The sequence below is a fragment of the Saprospiraceae bacterium genome (assembly GCA_016710235.1).
Lineage (GTDB): Bacteria > Bacteroidota > Bacteroidia > Chitinophagales > Saprospiraceae > Vicinibacter.
Genome location: JADJLG010000001.1, coordinates 1,558,211 through 1,576,174 on the forward strand (window position 1 = coordinate 1,558,211; position 17,964 = coordinate 1,576,174).

The following is a 17,964-nucleotide window of genomic DNA, read 5'->3' on the forward strand; positions in this document are numbered from 1 at the left end:
ATTTCATTAGGTAAAATGAAAATACTGAAACTAGCTGGTAGAGATTATATTTATATTTGGGGCTTATGCAAGATTGGATATTAGACTCAAGTGAAAATCAAAGGATCTCGGATTTACTCCCTGTAGCGAATCATACACGAAAGATAAGATTGTCCGAATCGACAATTGCGAAGATTCGGGACAATCGCAGGATGGTCGAAGAAGATTTGTTAGGCTCCGGTAAGACATTTTACGGTATCAATACCGGTTTTGGTATACTCTGTGACAAAGTCATCAATGCGGATCAACTGGAGACTCTTCAGCACAATCTCATCAGGTCTCATAGTTGTGGTACAGGCATGTCCGCAGACCAAAGGGTAGTCAGGTGGATGATTCTTCTCAAGATCATATCCCTAGCTAAAGGTCACAGCGGGGTCAGGTATGAGCTAATAGAGTTTTTGATCATGCTACTCAATGAAAATATCTTGCCAGAAGTACCTGAACAAGGTTCCCTGGGAGCATCCGGAGATTTGGCACCACTTTCACATTGTAGCCTTCTGTGTATAGGTGAGGGTTTCTTGTACCACAATGGTGTTCGGTACGCTTCTGCAGACTTTTTCAGGAATCACCAAACTGTATTGCCCGGATTGAAAGAAAAGGAAGGTCTTGCACTTATCAACGGAACCCAATTTAGCCTGGCCCAATTGATCAATTGCACAATTGAAGCTGAAAAGTTACTGCAAACCGCAATAATTTGCGCTTGTGCTTCCTTAGAAGCATTTAACGGAAATATGGATGCTTTTGATGAACGGATCCATTTATTGAGAAACCAGGATGGACAGATTTGGGTAGCAAGCCATATTCGCAGCATTTTGGCAGGGAGTGAGATTTTCACAAGAAGCAAGAATTCAGTTCAGGATCCTTATTCGTTCAGATGTATACCTCAAGTGATCGGAGCGAGCAAGGACGCTGTGGATTATGTGAAATCAGTTGCCGAAAAGGAGATCAGCGCCGTCACCGACAACCCCCTTATTTTTGAAAATGGAGATGTTTTGTCAGGAGGGAATTTCCATGCTCAAAGTCTGGCTCTTGCTACAGATTTTTTAAAGATTGCCCTGGCAGAAGTTGGAAATATTGCAGAGCGCAGGATGTACCAGATCATCATTGGTCAGCGAGGCCTACCTGATTTTTTGACGCAAGAACCAGGAGTCAATTCAGGTTATATGATCGTTCAGTATTCTGCAGCTTCATTGGTTAGTTATAACAAACAACTCGCTACTCCAGCTTCGGTTGACTCTATAGTGACCAGCAAAGGTCAAGAAGATCATGTAAGTATGGCAGCAAATGCTGCTTTGCAATGCAATCGGATCATCGAACACTTGTGGCAAATACTCGCCATGGAATGGATGACTGCTTCCAGAGCATGGTGTTGGCGCGCAGGGTGGAATACGAGCGACATACTTCAAAAATGGATCACTCATTATAGGTCTGTAGTAGCTCTCAAGATACAAGACCATATTCCTTCTGAAGAATACAAACCGACAGTTAACTTTCTCGGGGAGTTAGATTTTCCTCAATGATCAGATTGCTTTCCAGTTTCATTTTTTATTGTTTGGGCATTTCCCTCTATGCACAGGTCAGTGTGCCTGACTGGGAGATCGCTTATTCAGTTGGTAGAATCGTACCACATTCTGAAAAGTTCGCTTATCGTCCCAGAGGGGTGAGCCAGTTTTTTCGTGGTGCAGTGTTGTGGCAGACGGGTGGAACACATGATTGGACGCGATATTATGGATTTCCACGAGTTGGAGTGCAGCTCTATCATGGTGAGCTCGGGGCGCCTCAACAGATTCTGGGAGATGTGTGGAGCATCAACCCATTTCTGGATTTTAATACCAGAGATTCAAACAAATGGAGTATGTATGTAAGAACTGGTTTTGGTATGGCTTACCTCACAAAACCATTCCATATAGTCAATAATCCTCTACAGACGGCTATCGGATCGCACTATAATATTTCTGTAAATGCATCCGCTGGTTTTCAGCGAAGAATTGGAGAGAGAATGTGTTGGAGGTTGGGAATATACATTGCACATTTTTCCAATGGCAACAGGAAAGCACCAAATCTGGGTTTAAATATATTTCAGGCAGATGTTTCGTTGCGATATTCCATGAATAGACCAGCTCGGTCATCAGATCTAAAAATCCATGAACCTCGATCAAAGTGGTCTTCTCAATGGCTCATCTCCTATGCAGCCAAAGAAGGGAAAATAATAGGTGGGCCATCTTTTCCTGTTGTAGGTTTCAGCGACGATATTGCGTATCAATACAAGCCATACAGGTATGTCAGGACTGGTATGGATCTAGAGTATCACGGGAGAACGTCTTATTGGCTTTACCGTAGTGAACTTGAGTCTGATACGCATGAGCGCTGGAAAAAAAGCGTTCAGATTCAAGCTTTTGCATCACACGAATGGTTATTCGGAGACCTCTCATTTGAATTTCGTTTAGGATATTTACTTTCATCAAATGAAATTTTAAATGTTTTTCGTTTGTATAATAAATTAACTTTATTGTATCAGATTCCAATTTCAATTTGTCAAATCTTGAGGCCAAATATAGGATTTTGCTTAAAGAGTTATCAAGGAGCAGCGGATCATTTTGCAATGGTGATGGGTCTGAGATTTGAACGTAAAACAGCTAAACACAAAAGCAATTCGCATGGACAAGCAATTATTAAATAGCAAATTACCAAAATCAGGATTATCGATTTTCAGTAGGATGACTAGCTTAGCATTGAAAAATGATGCTGTAAATTTAGCACAAGGGTTTCCTGATTTTCCATGCCCCGGTGAGCTGAGTGAAGCTTTATATCGCGCTACACAAGATGGATATAATCAATACGGTCCAATGCCTGGTTTTTTGCCCCTTCGTGAAAATATTTCGAAGCGAATCCAAAAAACATACAGTGTTCAAATAGATGCCCAAGAAGAAATTACCATTACAGCTGGAGCTACACAAGGTGTTTATTCTGCTATCTCGACTCTCGTATCACCGGGTGATAAGGTCATCATCTTCGAACCTGCCTATGATAGTTATGCACCTTCAGTATTGGTGAATAAAGGTGAACCAATTTATATCCGATTGGAGGAGCCTGAATTTAAAATTCCCTGGGATAAATTAGAACAAACCCTTCGTACGCAAGAAATTAGATTAATTCTGTTTAATAATCCTCACAATCCTACAGGGGTGATTTGGGAAGAAGAGGATTTTCAAAAATTGATTTCTTTGCTTCATTTCCAGAAGCCATTGATGATATGGGATGAGGTTTATGATGCTATGGTTTATGATGGTAAAAAGCACTTATCCGCACTTCAATATCCGGAGTTGTATGAAAGCAGTATTGTCACATTTTCTTTTGGTAAAACCTTTCACAATACAGGTTGGAAGATTGGTTACAATATCGCACCTCCACATCTTACTGCCGAATACAGAAAACTGCACCAGTTTACATTATTTTCTGTAAATTATCCGTCTCAAGTGGCATCTTCATATTTTTTGGAAAGAAATTTTGATTTTATCAAGGACCTATCTTCTTTTTACCAGAAAAAAAGGGATCACATGATAAATCTTTTGAAGCAAACAGAATTCAGTGCATTGTCTTGTAGAGGTTCTTATTTTTTGTTGGCTTCGCATGAGGCCATGCAGCGAATGGGAGATATTGTATTTGCTGACCATATCGTAGAAAACAACAAGGTCGCATTGATCCCTCTATCTGCATTTTATCATGATGGATACGATCCACATTTGCTTAGATTTTGTTTTGCAAAAAAGGAAAGTACTGTCGAACAAGCTGTGGAACGCCTGAAGAGGCCAACATTTTGATTGATTTTACGTTTTATCGCTCATCAAGTATAGGTCTGAAGGAATTAAAATTAAAACGAATGAAACTGACTAGAAATTTACTCCTGTTTATTTTGTTATTTACTTTCCAACATGCTTGGTCTCAATCTTTTTCGATAAAAGGAATTCTCAGAGATACAACAGGAGAGCCATTGAGTCTGGCTTCCATTTTTTTTCTCAATCCTTCAGATACCACATTAATAGAGTATGTGCGGGCAGATGAAGATGGAGTTTTTCTGGCTCAGGGATTGAATCGTAGACCTTATTTAGTCAGGTGCAATTATGTGGGTTTTCTTCCACATGAAGTGATGGTAACTCCAGATCAAGGTGGAATGAAGGACCTGGGAGTGATCGTCTTGAAACCAATTTCTACTCAGTTATTTGAAGTTGTAATTAAAGAGGCACGAGCACCACTAATTATCAAGGGTGATACAATCGAATACGATGCATCAGCATTCAAAGTCCCTGAAGGATCTACTATGGAGGAACTCCTGAAAAAGTTACCGGGTATCGAAGTTGAAAATGACGGAAGCATAAAAGCTGATGGAAAAGATGTGACAAAAGTAACAGTCGACGGCAAGCGTTTTTTTGGGGACGATCCAAAGCAAGCCACAAAAAATCTCCCTGCTGAAGGTATCAAGAAAGTCCAGGTATTTGATAATGTAGACGAGCAAAAAAAACTTACCGGATACAGTTCGCGACCTAGTGACAAAGCCATCAATGTGGAAATGAAAGATGAATTTAAGAAAGGTGGATTCGGAAAAATTGCAGCCGGTGGAGGTACAGAAGAGAGATTAGAGATAAAAGGAAACTATAATCAGTTTAACGACAAATGGCAATTGAGTTTGATAGGAGTAAGTAATAACACAGGACGGAATGGTTTAGGATGGAATGACTATCAGGATTTCAGAGGAAGTAATTCTTTTAATTGGAATGATGGTGGGGATTTCGGATTTGCAGAGAGTTCAGGAAGGAGATACATCCTGTTGGGATCTTCAGATTCTGAAGACAATGATGAATTGAGTTCGGGTTTTTTCAGTGGTGAGGCGAGTGGATTTCCAAAAAAATATTCTGCCGGTGTGAATCTCAATTATGATTGGAAAAAGACAAAGTTGAGTTCAATGTATTTTTACAATTTGGATAAGTTGGATCGCTTGACTGCTACAGAATCACAGTATTTTATTCCTGAAGGCAACTACTATCGTGACGAAACCAGGAAATCTTCAAATTCAAATTTCGCGCATGCTGCTGATATTCGTGTAGAACATTCTGTTGATTCAGCGACGACGCTTGTCAGTTCTTTCAAATCCAATTTGGGAAGTAAGCGAAGCGATCAAAATTTTATTTCCGAAAGTATCTCAGAAAATCAACAGAAACTCAATGACCTGAAATCAGATAATTTTACGGATAATGACATTCAGTACGTTCAAGGTAGTATGATTTTTAGAAAAAAATTGAAAAAGAAGGGAAGGGCAATGGCATGGAGCGGATCTTATAGTCTGAATAACTCTGTTCGAGACCTGACGCAAGATGCCTACACAAATTATTATGACAATAATGCCTTGGATTCATTCTATATCCTGGATCAGTTGACGGAAAGTATCAATAAGAAGCAATTATTCAAAACGGCTGCACTCTATGTTGAACCTATCAAGAAGAGATTTTTCAGTGAATCATTTGTGAATTATTTTATACAGAAAACGGACTACAACCGAGATGTTTTCAATCAAGAGCAGGCATTGTCCATTCCGGACTCAACGCTTACCCGATTGAATGATAATAGAGTATATACTGCCAGGATAGGAAGTTCCATAAGATATAGTTACAATGGTTTGAATATATCCTTGGGTGCTGCGTTACAAAACATTAAAATAATCGGTGACTATAGTTGGCCATTATCCGGAGTGGATTATTCTGCTGAAAAGAATTACAACAACGTCCTTCCGAATTTTGAATTGAATTATGACATGAAGAGAAACAGATGGTTCAGTTTAAATTACGGTATGTCTGTCAGTGAACCGAGTGTCCGCGATCTGATTCCTGTAATAGATCTTACGAATCCTATCAGTATTTTTGTAGGTAATCCAGATTTGAATCCAGAATTGAGACATCGTTTTAATGGAGAACTAAGCAAACATAGCAGAGCCACATCTATGGATTATGGTTTTAACGCAACGTATACACTTACAGAAGATAAAATTATACGATCTCAAGAGGTGGATTCATTTAGTGTCACAAAGACCCAACCGATCAATTTTGGAAAAGGTCATGATATCAATGGAGGATTGAGATTTGGTTTTCCTGTCATTCAGAATAAATTAACTGTGAGGTTGAATTATAATATGGGATATTCATTGAGTTCCTTGTTGATTAACCAAGTAGTGTCGGATGTAATTACTCTCAGACATACACCATCAGTACGGGTCAACATCACTTTGGTTGATTGGTTTTCATTATTTCTCAATGGGCGAATGAGTTTTTCTACTACGGATTACGAAAGTAATGAGCTAAAATCTCAAAAATTGGAAAATGCAAATCACTCAGCCGAACTCAATTTCAAGTTTCCCTTTGGATTATTTTGGTCCACAAGTTTTGCTTATAGTTCAGTAAAGAATCTGACGACGGATTATTTTTCAGAAACGCCAATACTCAATAGTTCTTTATATTATTTATTCTTGAAAAATAAACGCGCCGAAATCCGACTTTCGGCGTATGATGTGCTAAACAAGAATCAAGGAATTTCGCAGGTAGCTCAATCCAATTATCTGACTACCTCCGTGACTGAAACTTTATCGCGTTATCTGATGTTGACACTGAGTTACAACATGCGAGGATTTAAAACCTCTTTACAGAAAAACAGAGGGTGGTGGGATTAAATAATAAAATCATGAACAGGTATATTTTTTTTATTTGCATATTGGCTTTCCAAAGTTCGGTTTTTGCTCAAAAGAAAACCAGCGGAACTATCACTTATGAAAGACAGGAATCCTGGTCTAAAATAATGTCGCAAATGCCATATCTAAGTCAGGAGGAAAAAGACCGCATTGCGATTACAAATTCCAGAAATACAAATGAATTCAAAGAAACTTACGAATTGTATTTTACACCTGAGGTATCTTTTTATCAACAAAAGCAAAATTTGGCTAACGAGTCTTCGTATAGATATAGCTGGAGAAATTCTATGTACGTCATTTACCGAAATTTTAAAGAAAAGAAGGTCAGAGAGTGGCATGAAATGTTGGATAAGATTTATCTGTGTGAAGATGATTTGATCAAACCGGTCTGGAAAATCGGAAATGAAATCAAAGACGTCAATGGTTATCTTTGCATGAAAGCTGAAACAAGAGATACAGTAAAAAATCAAACAGTTGTGGCTTGGTTTACAGATCAGATACTGACCGAAGCTGGTCCAGAAGCTTATTTTGGCTTACCGGGAGCAATTATGGAGTTAAACATTAACGGTGGCTCAGCGACAATCACTGCAGTTTCAGTTCGATTTTCTGAAGAGCCACGAGAAATCAATTTTCCAAAATCAAAAGCAAAGAAAGTAAATTATTCTACCCTGAATAAAGCGATTTTGAAGTTTATGAATTCAAGTATTCAGGCACAGAAGAATCCATTTCGATCATTGAGATATTAATGCAAGTAGTATAAAATCTATGGATTTTGAGTTGAGAAATATTCAATTGGTTTTTGATAACTATTGTATTCAGCACTGTAATCTAACAATTAAAAGATACGATACATTGGTTGAATGTTCCATCGAATTCCTGCTTTTAACCACCAATCTTTTTTTTCGTTGGCTAAAATTTGTTTTAGATTTTCATTTCTTACAGCACATTCAGTTGTCAGGTAAATGCTTTGCCATAGTCTGAATTGAAAGTTTAGTTGAGTGAACATGATAGTTTGAGCGATTCCTTGTGCGGTAAAGTTGCAATAATCCGACACCCTGCTTAAATGAGATTTTAAAATATTTCCTCCGTAGTTTGAGTTTCTATCATCCAGGCCTTTGTTGATGAAAAAAAGTCCAAAGTCAGATTGCAGTCTTTTATAATTAAACCTTGATTTCAATATCAGCTCTTTGAAATTTGCACCAAGTGGATGTGCCAAAGCTTGGTGGTAATGACTATAATTGGCTAAACTATCCCGAAATGAATAAGTGTACGGTCTCACCGTATTGTATTCCATCTGCAAATCCCATTGCTTAATACCAAATGCAGAACTGTAAAGTACACCTGCTTGAATTCCATATTTGTTCGCCCACCAGTTTTTATTTTCAAAAACCAATTCTTTGAGTACGAATTCATCTAACAGCAGTTGACCATATAACTTGATTTTTTTCCATAGTATGAGTTGTGACTGTAAACCTATCATAGCATTGTCAGGGCTGCCTATGGATTGTTCAACAGAGCGATATAATATGAGAGGGTTCAAATATTGAAGTTCAAATTGGTTTTTTCTGGAGAAGACGACCGACTCAAATAAACCCAGGCTCCAGTTTTTGAGGATGTTGATACTGAGGTAATGCGCTGCCAAATACTTTTTGTCTAATAAGTGGTCTGTGGTCTCAAATTTGCTTTCAGGGGTCAGTTCTGCAAATATATTCTGGTAATTAATTTTCCAAAAATAGCTATTAAGTCTCAGGTAAAAATAAGGAGCACTGTCGTCTGATAAAAATAATGATCTCACACCATATCCAATGAAATGCCTGCCATGTCCCAGGCTGACATCGATATGTTTTCCTGTATGATAGCTGACTCCTCCTTCAGAGCTCAGATAATCATAAGCAGATTCTGATTTAAAAAATCTACTGTCGTAACGCTTTAGAAATCCTGCGCCCGGAAGTGCATTGTATAAGTTGACATATTCTTGCACATACTCAGGAACGACTTCTTGTGTTTCAGTCACGGATGCAGAAAAAAATAATTTTTCTTTTAGGTGGCCTTTTATGCTCAATCCCCTTTTGTTTGTTAGTAGAACCGAATGATCAGACTTGCCAACCATTTCTTCTAACATAGGATCTATCGCTAGTTGATAATCTTGTCCAGATACAGCAAAAAGATGAGGCGGGTGCGTGAAGAAGTATCGGAGTATGGACTTTGATTTTATTGTAGAGGATAATGAGTCTTCTTTACACAAAGGCAAATAGTTGCAGGACAAATTTTGGTATAACAAAAGGTTGGGAAACTTATCCTGAGTGGTTATGGTCTCAACAGATTGAAGTAGTCTGGCATTGCTCATTGGCCTGACATCTGAATGTATGGAGTTTAAAGTTCCGGAATTGATTTCATTATCCTCAATGAATTGCTTATCAATTAAAGTGGGTGAAACGTAATCTCCTTGAGCGATGCAAGGTAAAATGGATAACGAAACCAGAAATAAAATTAGGGTTAGCGTTTTCCACATCAACATACCATTACTTTTGGACCTCCTTCTTTTCATAAATGAATTTCTATTTTTGGACACGTTCAAAGCTTTTTTCCAAATGCAAAAGTAATGAAATCCTTTGATCTTCCTCTCAGATAGATTGCACTTAGAATATGAGCGCCAAATAAAAGATATATGAAAATAGGATGTTGTTTCCAAAAGTTGGAAATAAGGTATCGGTTATGAAAATTTAGAATTTTATTTTGAATTCTTTGAAAAGGGGAATTGATTAACATATTATAGAAACAAATATATTTAAATATGTTATGTCATTTTTTTTTTTTTTATATAGTTTTGTAAATGATGATGGATAAATCACATATGATAATCAGAAAATAGGATATTCATTTTTTGAAAAATTTTATTTTGCACTTAAATTTTACATCCTTTTTTCTTATCTATTGTAATTAGAGTTGATCTTTAAGTGATTGAAGGTGACTCTATGGTGTTAGTTCGATATTTTAAAATAAAAAATATGCATTTGAACAAAAAAGCCCACGACCACTTATCGAAATAAGTAACGCAGGCCAACTATTCGCAACAATAGACTGCGAAAATATGGTTTTTCTTGTGAAAATGCGGTTTAATTTTTTTAACTTTTAAAACTTTTTTTATGAGACTTTTATTTTTATTGGAAACTGTGCTGATAGCTATCTGTATGATGGCAATCATTTCCTGCAAGCACGAGATGTCACAAGATGATCCGGAAGTATCCGCCTTATCATTGCAGACCATTGAGAATCCTTGTAGTCAGGCACAAGGTATTTGTGAGAATCAAGTTTGGCTTCTGGATACTTTGGATATTATATTGCCTGAATATCCGAACTGTGTTTTTAAGGTAGAGTATTCGGCAAAATTTTGTCCCAATTCCTTTGAAGCAGATGTGAAATTGTTAAAATACTGGTCAGATCCTTTTTGTGATGAATGGGATCAGGATATAGACAGTGTGGCCAATGCCCAGGGCAATATTACTTTATGGATTTACAAATTTGAGAAAAAATTGATGGTTGAAATTGCTACAATAATAGGATTTTCTTATAATACTATATGTGGTGTAAATCAAAGTTTTTTAGCATCATTCACCAATGCTGCATGCAGTAAAAGGTGCATAGTCAGAGTTCCTAAACCTGATGGAGGTTATACTTATAGAGCGATTACAATTTATTGTGGAGAAGGATGTTGTGAAACACTGATTGAGGTCTGTATAGATCCTATCACACAGAGCCCTGTAACAACGGTTTTGCCATCCAGTCCTGCAAACCCAACTAATTGTTTTTCTTATGGTGCCCAACTCCAATGCCCATACAACACAATATATAGCGGCCCTTGCGCAGTTACTTGTGGAAATCTATAATCAATAATTATTATCGGGAACAGCATTGTTCCCGAAAATTTTAAATATATATTATGAAAAAATTACTCGCTTATTTGCTTTTAAATTGTTTGTATTTCCAAGCAGTTACATCACAAATTGCTGCTCCTGTGTGGCAATTCTCAGGTACTCCTGTTGAATGGGCTAAGAGGCCAAACCAATTGTATTATAGCAATAAAAGCTTTGAATTGTTTTTGCAAAGGAATGCTCCTATTTTAACAAATGATTATATGTATATTTTGTTGACAAATCCTGTTGAATTGGGAAATTATGATGAAGGATCTACTTTGATAAAATATGACTTATCAACTGGTGATACAATCTGGCAACGAGAGTACAGTGCATTAGGGGAAGTTGGAAACAATGGATATAATTATTTTCCTGAGTTTTATGTAGAAGATACTATTATTCATTTGTATGGTTATTTGGGAATTGATACAGTCAATGGATCCGGTAGGAAGATCCACCTGAATGGATTTCCTTCTCGAAGGCAAGTATCTACAATTACAGGAAGTACGGTGAAGCATGAGTATAGCGTAGATTTTAAAAATTTGTTCGGATATACTAACCCAAATACTTGGCATAAAAATGGTGATGATCGTTGGTTTTATTATTTTCAACTTATCCGTCCTCCTTTTGATACCATTGCCAAAGCATATGTAAGACCTTATCAACTCAAGTCTGATTTAAGCTCACAGTTAATGGATAGTACCAAGGCTGTTTATTTTGACATACCGGCAAATAATCTCATGGTTTTTTGTGGACCACTTTGCATAGGAAAAGATAGTTTTATACACTTTGGTAGCACGCAAATAAAATCCAATTTGTCTTGGAGACATTTTATGTGGAAAGTAAATATTGATGGACAACCTACTGAGCTCTTCGATATCACTAAAATAATAGGAGGCGAAGACTCTACATTTGGTTACTATGGCGGAAATGCAGTTATTTCTGGTAATAGTATTCGTATGAAAGTGCAGTCTTCAACTACAAATGCATTACAGCGTGATGGTGTACCTGGTTATATTTATTTAGATTTTAATGGGAATTTGATCAAGGACCAAAGAAATCTGCAAATTGATGGTAAATATTTGAGTAAAATTGTTTCAACAGATCTAGCAGAAGGTGTGTTGCATGTAGTTCAATTTTTGAATGAAAAAAATGTATTTATATACTTAGAGGATAAATTTGGAAACTTCAAAAAGGTAGGTTCTCTATTTAATGAAGGGTCGCATATCTATATGTATATTCCTGTGCGAGTGAATGTAACACCAAGCAATGATGCGTTGTTAAGTTTTATGGTTCTTGTAGATTCCAGTTTTTCAGGTTACAAGCCTTTAGAGTATGGAGGGTGGCCTTATTTTTGTAAGATTAGTGGCGAGCATATTGGTTTGAAGACTGGAGTATTTGATGAAAAAGTGGCAAAGAGACTTCGAGTGTATCCTAATCCCGGAAGGGGCGATTTTTATCTGGAAGATTCAATTATAGGAGAGTTGACATTATTAGATATTCAGGGTCGTCAGGTAATGAATAAAGAGTGTTTAGGTGAATGCAAAATTGAAATAAATTATTTGCCTGATGGACTTTATTTATTGAAAGTAATGGATCAGAAAAATCAGGAAGTTAAAGTTTGCAAAATATTTAAGCAAAGTGATTGAATTTTCTTTCATCAAGCTTATCAATGCTTACTTCCATGCTTCTTATTTAGGCAATTTTCGATGCGATGTAAATTGAAGCTGCGAGTTGTGTACAAGTAATAGGGATGATGTATTTTGTCTAAAAGACAAATGAATCATATCTTGAATTCCAATAGAAAATTTTTCAAGTAAGCAAGAAATTTATCTTCTTCAAAAAAATGGATCTTCATCGGCAAAATAAAAATTTCAACTCCTTCAAGTTTTTCTTTAAATTTTTCTAGTCGGACCGCATCTTTTTCAGTAGTGAGTATAAGTTTGTTGAAATGACTAATGGTTTGATATTTTTTGATTACTGTGTCTATTTCTTCTTCTGTAAAAAAATGATGATCCTCAAAAGGGAACTCTGTGACTGCAGACACCTGGTCTTTTAAAAAGTCAGTGATATAATCTGATTGTGCAATGGCAGAAAGTAAAACGACATGCAAGCCATCGTTGAGCTTGAAAATTCGGGAAGGGTTGAATAATGAGTATGGATCGCCATACGTCATTTCTGAAAAAAAGAGAGCTTGATGCTCAGTTAATTTTAATCGCTTGGCCCAAGCTTTTTTTTCCTGTTCATCCGGTTGATGTGGACATTTTGTGACTATGATTGCATCCGCTCTTTGCGAGCCATACCTCCATTCTCTCAATCGACCTGAGGGCAACAAGTAATCCTTAAAATAGGGATTTGCGTATTCTGTCAGCAGAATATTCATGCCGGGTTTAACCTGCAAATGCTGATATCCATCATCCATCAAAATGGTTTGGATTTCCGGGTGTTTTGCCAGAAATAAAGGGATACCAAGACCGCGACTTTCAGAAACTGCTACCGGTATCTCCGGAAATTTTCTTTTGATCTGTAGGGCTTCGTCTCCGGAAAGCTCCGGAGAATCGACTACAGTGACCAATCTAAATCCGTCGGTTTTACGCTTGTATCCTCGGCTGATCACCCCGGGATATAAATACTGCCGGAGAAATCTCAACAAGTATTCAATATGTGGAGATTTGCCCGTGCCACCAACAGATAAATTTCCGACCGAAATGACAGGAATGCTGAAAGAAGTCGATTTTAGAAAACCATTGAAATAAAGTCCTTGATGGATACTTACGCCTAAACCGTACAGGAATGCGACAGGAGAGAGAAGTAAAGCGAGAATCTTATTCAACTTGGTCTATTTTATTTTCTTTCTACCCAATTTAATGTTTCTTTGTAACGAGTCAAACTTTCGGAGATCAGTAAATATTCTATTACAATTATCAGTATGATTAAGACATACAGTGACAAATAAAGCTGAAAATTGTTTTCTTTGTCTGTCTAATTCCAAAATATATGATATCAATTCGCTTTTGCCTGAAGATCGTTTCGTTAATGTTATTGGTTCCGTACACTGATGATTATATTTTTGCACAGACTACATTGATTACTGTCAATTCAGACAGACGATTTCAGACAATTGACGGATTTGGAGCACATGAGTCGAGCTTACAGGTGAATACCACTGCTTGGCAGCAGCTCTTTTTTGACAAACTTGGGGCAAGCATGTACCGAGTGGATCTTACTCCAAGGTTGAAAAGTCCTTATTCGGATTTGAGTTATTATAGTCCCTGGTTCATGGGCAGTCAGGTGCGCAGTGTTTTTAATCTGGAAGATCAGTCTAACCCAAACGGGCCTGAGAATAATCGCGTCCGCACTTATACAGGTCCGGCAGACTACAGCAGGCTTTTTGGCGGGAGATCGGCACCCATAGCGGTCATGGGCCCTGACATAGAAAAAAACCTCACTTACTTCGTTTATTCTCCTGATGGTGCTATTGCAGCAGGTTTGCAGCGGTCTAAAGCAGGTGAATCGTTCAGGCTGATCGGATCGTTATGGTCTCCGGTGCCGTGGGTGAAACAAAGTTCGGGAAATCGATATGGAGACAACTGGTGGCCCGGCCCGGTTGCCAATCAAGCCTGGCCTTTTATCTGGGGTGGCAATTTTGCCGGGGGAAAATTAGATTTGTCAGAGACTGCGCTTGCAGTATTTGATGACAAATCACAGGGTGGTACGGGGCCAACTTCTTCGCTTACTCAATTTGTGAGGAGCACAGCAGCATACATTCTTGGTTTTCAAAGATTTCACCAGATCAAACTCGCCGCAATCAGTATTCAAAATGAACTCAATTTCGAACAGTTTTACAATAGTGCAACCTATCCGCTTGCATCTCAGTATGTCAAGGCGGTTAAAGCAGTCCGCATTGAATTTGACAAGCACCCCGAGTTGAAAGATATTCAAATCATGGGACCTGAAGATCTGTTGGGTGGTGATGCTTATGGCATGTGGGAGTATGGCGGGCCTGTTCATAAAAACTTACAGTATATTCAGGCAATCGAATCTGATTCAGCAGCTTCAAGGGCCGTCAGTTTTTATTGCGTGCATGGATATGACAACAATGGAGTTAGCTCTTCCGGAGCGAATTCCAGCCTATGGAATTGGTGGTACAATGGTTGGAATACAAGACCTGCACCCGGGCTTCCCAATCAAGTAAAAGGCGTGTCAAGCTATGGCAAAAAGTCCTGGATGACAGAGACTTCCGGAGAAAATTCAGAATGGCTTGCTCCTGTATCCGGTTTTCCTTCTAACGGTGGGTGGAGTATAGCATTGAAGTTGCACCAGGCGCTCACTGTTGGAATGCAGAGCGCTTGGTTGTATTGGAATTTTACTGAAGAAGCAGGAACCGCAAATGTAGGTGATCAATCTCTGACCACTGTTGCTTTGGGAGAGAACAGTCCCAAATATGCTGCATTCAAACATTTTTGCAAGTGGATCCGCCCTGGATATCAAAGAACAGAAATGAACTCTAATAGTACACAGGTAGTGGCTAGTTCCTTCGTTGACCCACAGAATCTCAACTGGACATCAGTACTCATTAATACATCGACTGTCAACCAAGCTGTGATCGTTCGGCGACAAGGTTCAATACCTTTGAAAGGGAGATTCCGATTCATTTCCAGTGATTGCGGAAAGTTGTTGGATACTTTTGGATTAATTCCTACTAATGGAGATTTGACCTTCTCCATGAAACCTTTTAGCGTGATAACAATAAATGGAAAGTTGGATCAGACAACGGATTCGGAAATAGCTGACAAATCAAATGTACTTAGCTGTAAAATTTTAGATGGAAAATTAGTTTGCAACGGTAAAATTAATTTGTCTGAAATCAAAAAACTAAGACTGTACAATTTACATGGTGCAAAGCTGATGGAAATGAATTATTGCGGTCTTTCCGAAATGCAGAATAGGGTTTCTTTTGAGGCGGAGCTTCCGGAAATGAATTCAGGTATGTATTTCTTGGAATTTGTTTGTGGAGCTCGTTCCCACATACAGAGAATCGTTTACCCTTGATTTTATTGACCCCATCTGAATGATTGGATGTTTATTCCGGCAAGATGGAGTGCTCGATCTGTGACGGTACTAGCCAGATCATCCATGCTCTGTGGCTTACTATAGAATGAAGGAATTGCAGGACAGATTATAGCACCGGCCAAGGTAAGTTGTTTCATATTTTCGATATGGATCAAACTAAAAGGTGTTTCACGCAGTATCAGGATAAGTTTTCGCCGTTCTTTCAGCATCACATCTGCTGTCCGACTCATGAGATCATCGGATAGCCCTTGGGCGGCTTTAGCCAGAAAACCTGCGCTGCAAGGACAAACAATCATGGCTGAATAGTCGGAAGAGCCGGAAGCAGATCCCTCAAAAAAGTCATTTCTGTCCGCAATATGAAATCCAAAACTCTGAGGATCAACACCGGTATTTTCCAGTTCCCAGTTGACTAGGCCGTTTTTGGAAAAAATGACCGAAACCGCTACATTTTCCAATGTAGCAAGCTTTTGAAGCAACACTCTGGCATAAATTGAGCCACTTGAACCTGAAATGCCAACCACTATTTTATTCTTCATCAACTCTCAAAACAAATTAATATGTACAATGATCACTAAAGCTATTTTTTGCAGTTAAGATATGTCGAGTGATACAACTTATTTTAATCGGAGATTTGGTTTTGGGTACCAAAATGAGAATTAAATCGGAAAATAAATAAAAGAATTTTAATGTGACCGGATGGACGGCGATGTGAAAACCGAGTGAACTGAACAAAACTTTGCCCGGCATAGCAGTCACTCTCAAGTGAGTAATCTTGAGTTTTCAAAAACCCAGATTTTGCAGTCAATTCGTTTCGTAATAGATTTTCAATTGTAGAATCCGGGATAAATTTCATTTTGACCAACTTGAAGGAAGAAAGAGAAACTGTAAAATTTGGGTTAAATCACTTCCGCTACAACGAATATACTCCCTGTTACCAGAATTAAATCGTCTTTTTTTGAAGAAAGTTTAGCATATTGCAATGCTTTACGGACGCTGGAATATGATCTCCCTTCCAAGCCATGGCCCGAGGCTTGTTGTTGTAATTCTGCTGCATCTAAACCACGAGGAATATTTGCTTTACAGAAATAATACTGTGCATCTTTAGGAAAGTAATTCCATAAATGATCAAGTGATTTATCTTTGACAAATCCGCACACAATGTGCAACTTTCGAAAGGATATTTTGGCTATTTGTTCGAAGGTCAAACGTATCCCATCCTCATTATGTGCACTTTCACATAATACACGAGGATGATGCTTGCTCAACCAGTGGAATCTTCCCATGATTTTCGTTAGGGAGACGCAGTTCTCCAGAGCAAATCTGACTTTGGCAGGAGAAAATTTATAATTCTGATTTTGGTGTAGCAAGGCATATGCGGCAATAGCAGTTCTGATATTTTCCTGTTGATAAATCCCCTGTAAGTCAGGTACGAGTTCGATATCCAGGTTCGGTTTTTTCATATGAATCAGAGACCTGAATTCTGATGTGGCAGACCGAAGAAAATTGTGCTCTAACATTTCTTCTGCGTAATAAAGTTGAGCTTCCCGTGATGCTGCCACTTCCTCAAAAACCCTTTGCGTCTCCTCTTGCTTTCGGCCTATCAATACAGGAGTTTTGTTTTTGATGATACCCGCTTTTTCGGCAGCAATGAGTTGTAAAGATTCACCTAAAATGTCCGTATGATCTTTGCTAATATTGGTGATGATGCTGAGCAATGGTAGTATGACATTTGTTGAGTCGAGTCTGCCGCCCAATCCCGTTTCGATGACAGCGATATCAATATTCTCTTTTGCGAAATGATCAAATGCCATCACTACAGACAATTCAAAAAATGAAGGTTGTATTTCTGCCATAACTTCACGGTTTCGCTGGAGAAAGTCGATAACTCTCCTTTGGGGAATATATTCGCCATTGATTTTAATACGTTCCCTAAAATCCCTGTAATGTGGAGAGATATATAATCCGGTTTTATATCCATGTGACTGGAGCAAAGCAGCAATGAGGTGGCTGACAGAACCCTTTCCATTTGTCCCTGCAATGTGTACCGTAGGAAATTTTAAATGGGGCTGGTCATTGGCAGAACAAAGTGCAAGCGTGTTGGTCAAATCTTTTTTGTAAGCCGCGGTTCCAATACGATGGAACATCGGCAGTTGCTGATACATCAGTTCTAAAGCCTTTGCATAGGATTTGATTGGCTCCATAAAA

General features: G+C 38.2%; 12 protein-coding genes. 8 read left to right on the forward strand and 4 right to left on the reverse strand.

What is annotated here, in order from left to right; all coding sequences use genetic code 11:
* The first annotated feature begins 65 nt into the window (after nt 1-65).
* Genes hutH through IPI99_06475 form a run of 5 tightly spaced genes read left to right on the forward strand, consistent with a single transcriptional unit; the run spans nt 66 to nt 7,518 of the window.
* Nucleotides 66-1,559 (forward strand): histidine ammonia-lyase, encoded by a 1,494-nt coding sequence (gene hutH, locus IPI99_06455; GenBank protein ID MBK7340152.1) that lies wholly within the window; start codon nt 66-68, stop codon nt 1,557-1,559.
* Entirely contained in the window at nt 1,556-2,719 is a 1,164-nt protein-coding gene (locus IPI99_06460) for an acyloxyacyl hydrolase (protein MBK7340153.1), read from the forward strand. The genes hutH and IPI99_06460 overlap by 4 nt, the downstream gene beginning before the upstream one ends.
* A complete protein-coding gene (locus tag IPI99_06465; protein ID MBK7340154.1) occupies nt 2,697-3,860 on the forward strand; it encodes an aminotransferase class I/II-fold pyridoxal phosphate-dependent enzyme in 1,164 nt (387 codons plus the stop codon). The genes IPI99_06460 and IPI99_06465 overlap by 23 nt, the downstream gene beginning before the upstream one ends.
* A 59-nt stretch (nt 3,861-3,919) precedes the next feature.
* Nucleotides 3,920-6,754 (forward strand): outer membrane beta-barrel protein, encoded by a 2,835-nt coding sequence (locus IPI99_06470; protein MBK7340155.1) that lies wholly within the window; start codon nt 3,920-3,922, stop codon nt 6,752-6,754.
* Between the two features lie 11 nt (nt 6,755-6,765).
* Nucleotides 6,766-7,518, forward strand: coding sequence for a GLPGLI family protein (locus IPI99_06475; GenBank protein MBK7340156.1), 753 nt, complete (start codon nt 6,766-6,768; stop codon nt 7,516-7,518).
* An 89-nt stretch (nt 7,519-7,607) separates the two neighbouring features.
* Here IPI99_06475 and IPI99_06480 read toward each other — a convergent pair whose 3' ends face one another.
* On the reverse strand, nt 7,608-9,320 hold the full coding sequence (locus IPI99_06480) for a hypothetical protein (protein MBK7340157.1): 1,713 nt from the start codon (nt 9,318-9,320) through the stop codon (nt 7,608-7,610).
* Between the two features lie 598 nt (nt 9,321-9,918).
* Between IPI99_06480 and IPI99_06485 the strand changes: the two genes are divergently transcribed.
* Together IPI99_06485 and IPI99_06490 are read left to right on the forward strand one after the other, a co-directional pair.
* Nucleotides 9,919-10,659, forward strand: coding sequence for a hypothetical protein (locus tag IPI99_06485; protein ID MBK7340158.1), 741 nt, complete (start codon nt 9,919-9,921; stop codon nt 10,657-10,659).
* Nucleotides 10,660-10,712: 53 nt separating this feature from the next.
* The gene (locus tag IPI99_06490; protein MBK7340159.1) at nt 10,713-12,335 is read left to right on the forward strand and encodes a T9SS type A sorting domain-containing protein; all 1,623 of its coding nucleotides are present in this window, start codon (nt 10,713-10,715) and stop codon (nt 12,333-12,335) included.
* Nucleotides 12,336-12,469: 134 nt separating this feature from the next.
* Here the strand turns inward: IPI99_06490 and lpxK are convergent, their stop codons facing one another.
* The gene (lpxK, locus tag IPI99_06495) at nt 12,470-13,519 is read right to left on the reverse strand and encodes a tetraacyldisaccharide 4'-kinase (protein MBK7340160.1); all 1,050 of its coding nucleotides are present in this window, start codon (nt 13,517-13,519) and stop codon (nt 12,470-12,472) included.
* Between the two features lie 164 nt (nt 13,520-13,683).
* Here lpxK and IPI99_06500 point away from each other — a divergent pair, with 164 nt between their 5' ends.
* Entirely contained in the window at nt 13,684-15,738 is a 2,055-nt protein-coding gene (locus IPI99_06500) for a hypothetical protein (protein ID MBK7340161.1), read from the forward strand.
* A 2-nt stretch (nt 15,739-15,740) separates the two neighbouring features.
* On the opposite strand, the gene IPI99_06505 is transcribed toward IPI99_06500, so the two are convergent.
* Complete coding sequence (locus IPI99_06505) at nt 15,741-16,295, reverse strand: UbiX family flavin prenyltransferase (protein MBK7340162.1); 555 nt, start codon at nt 16,293-16,295, stop codon at nt 15,741-15,743.
* A 360-nt stretch (nt 16,296-16,655) separates the two neighbouring features.
* Nucleotides 16,656-17,921 (reverse strand): bifunctional folylpolyglutamate synthase/dihydrofolate synthase, encoded by a 1,266-nt coding sequence (locus tag IPI99_06510; protein MBK7340163.1) that lies wholly within the window; start codon nt 17,919-17,921, stop codon nt 16,656-16,658.
* Nucleotides 17,922-17,964: the final 43 nt, after the last annotated feature.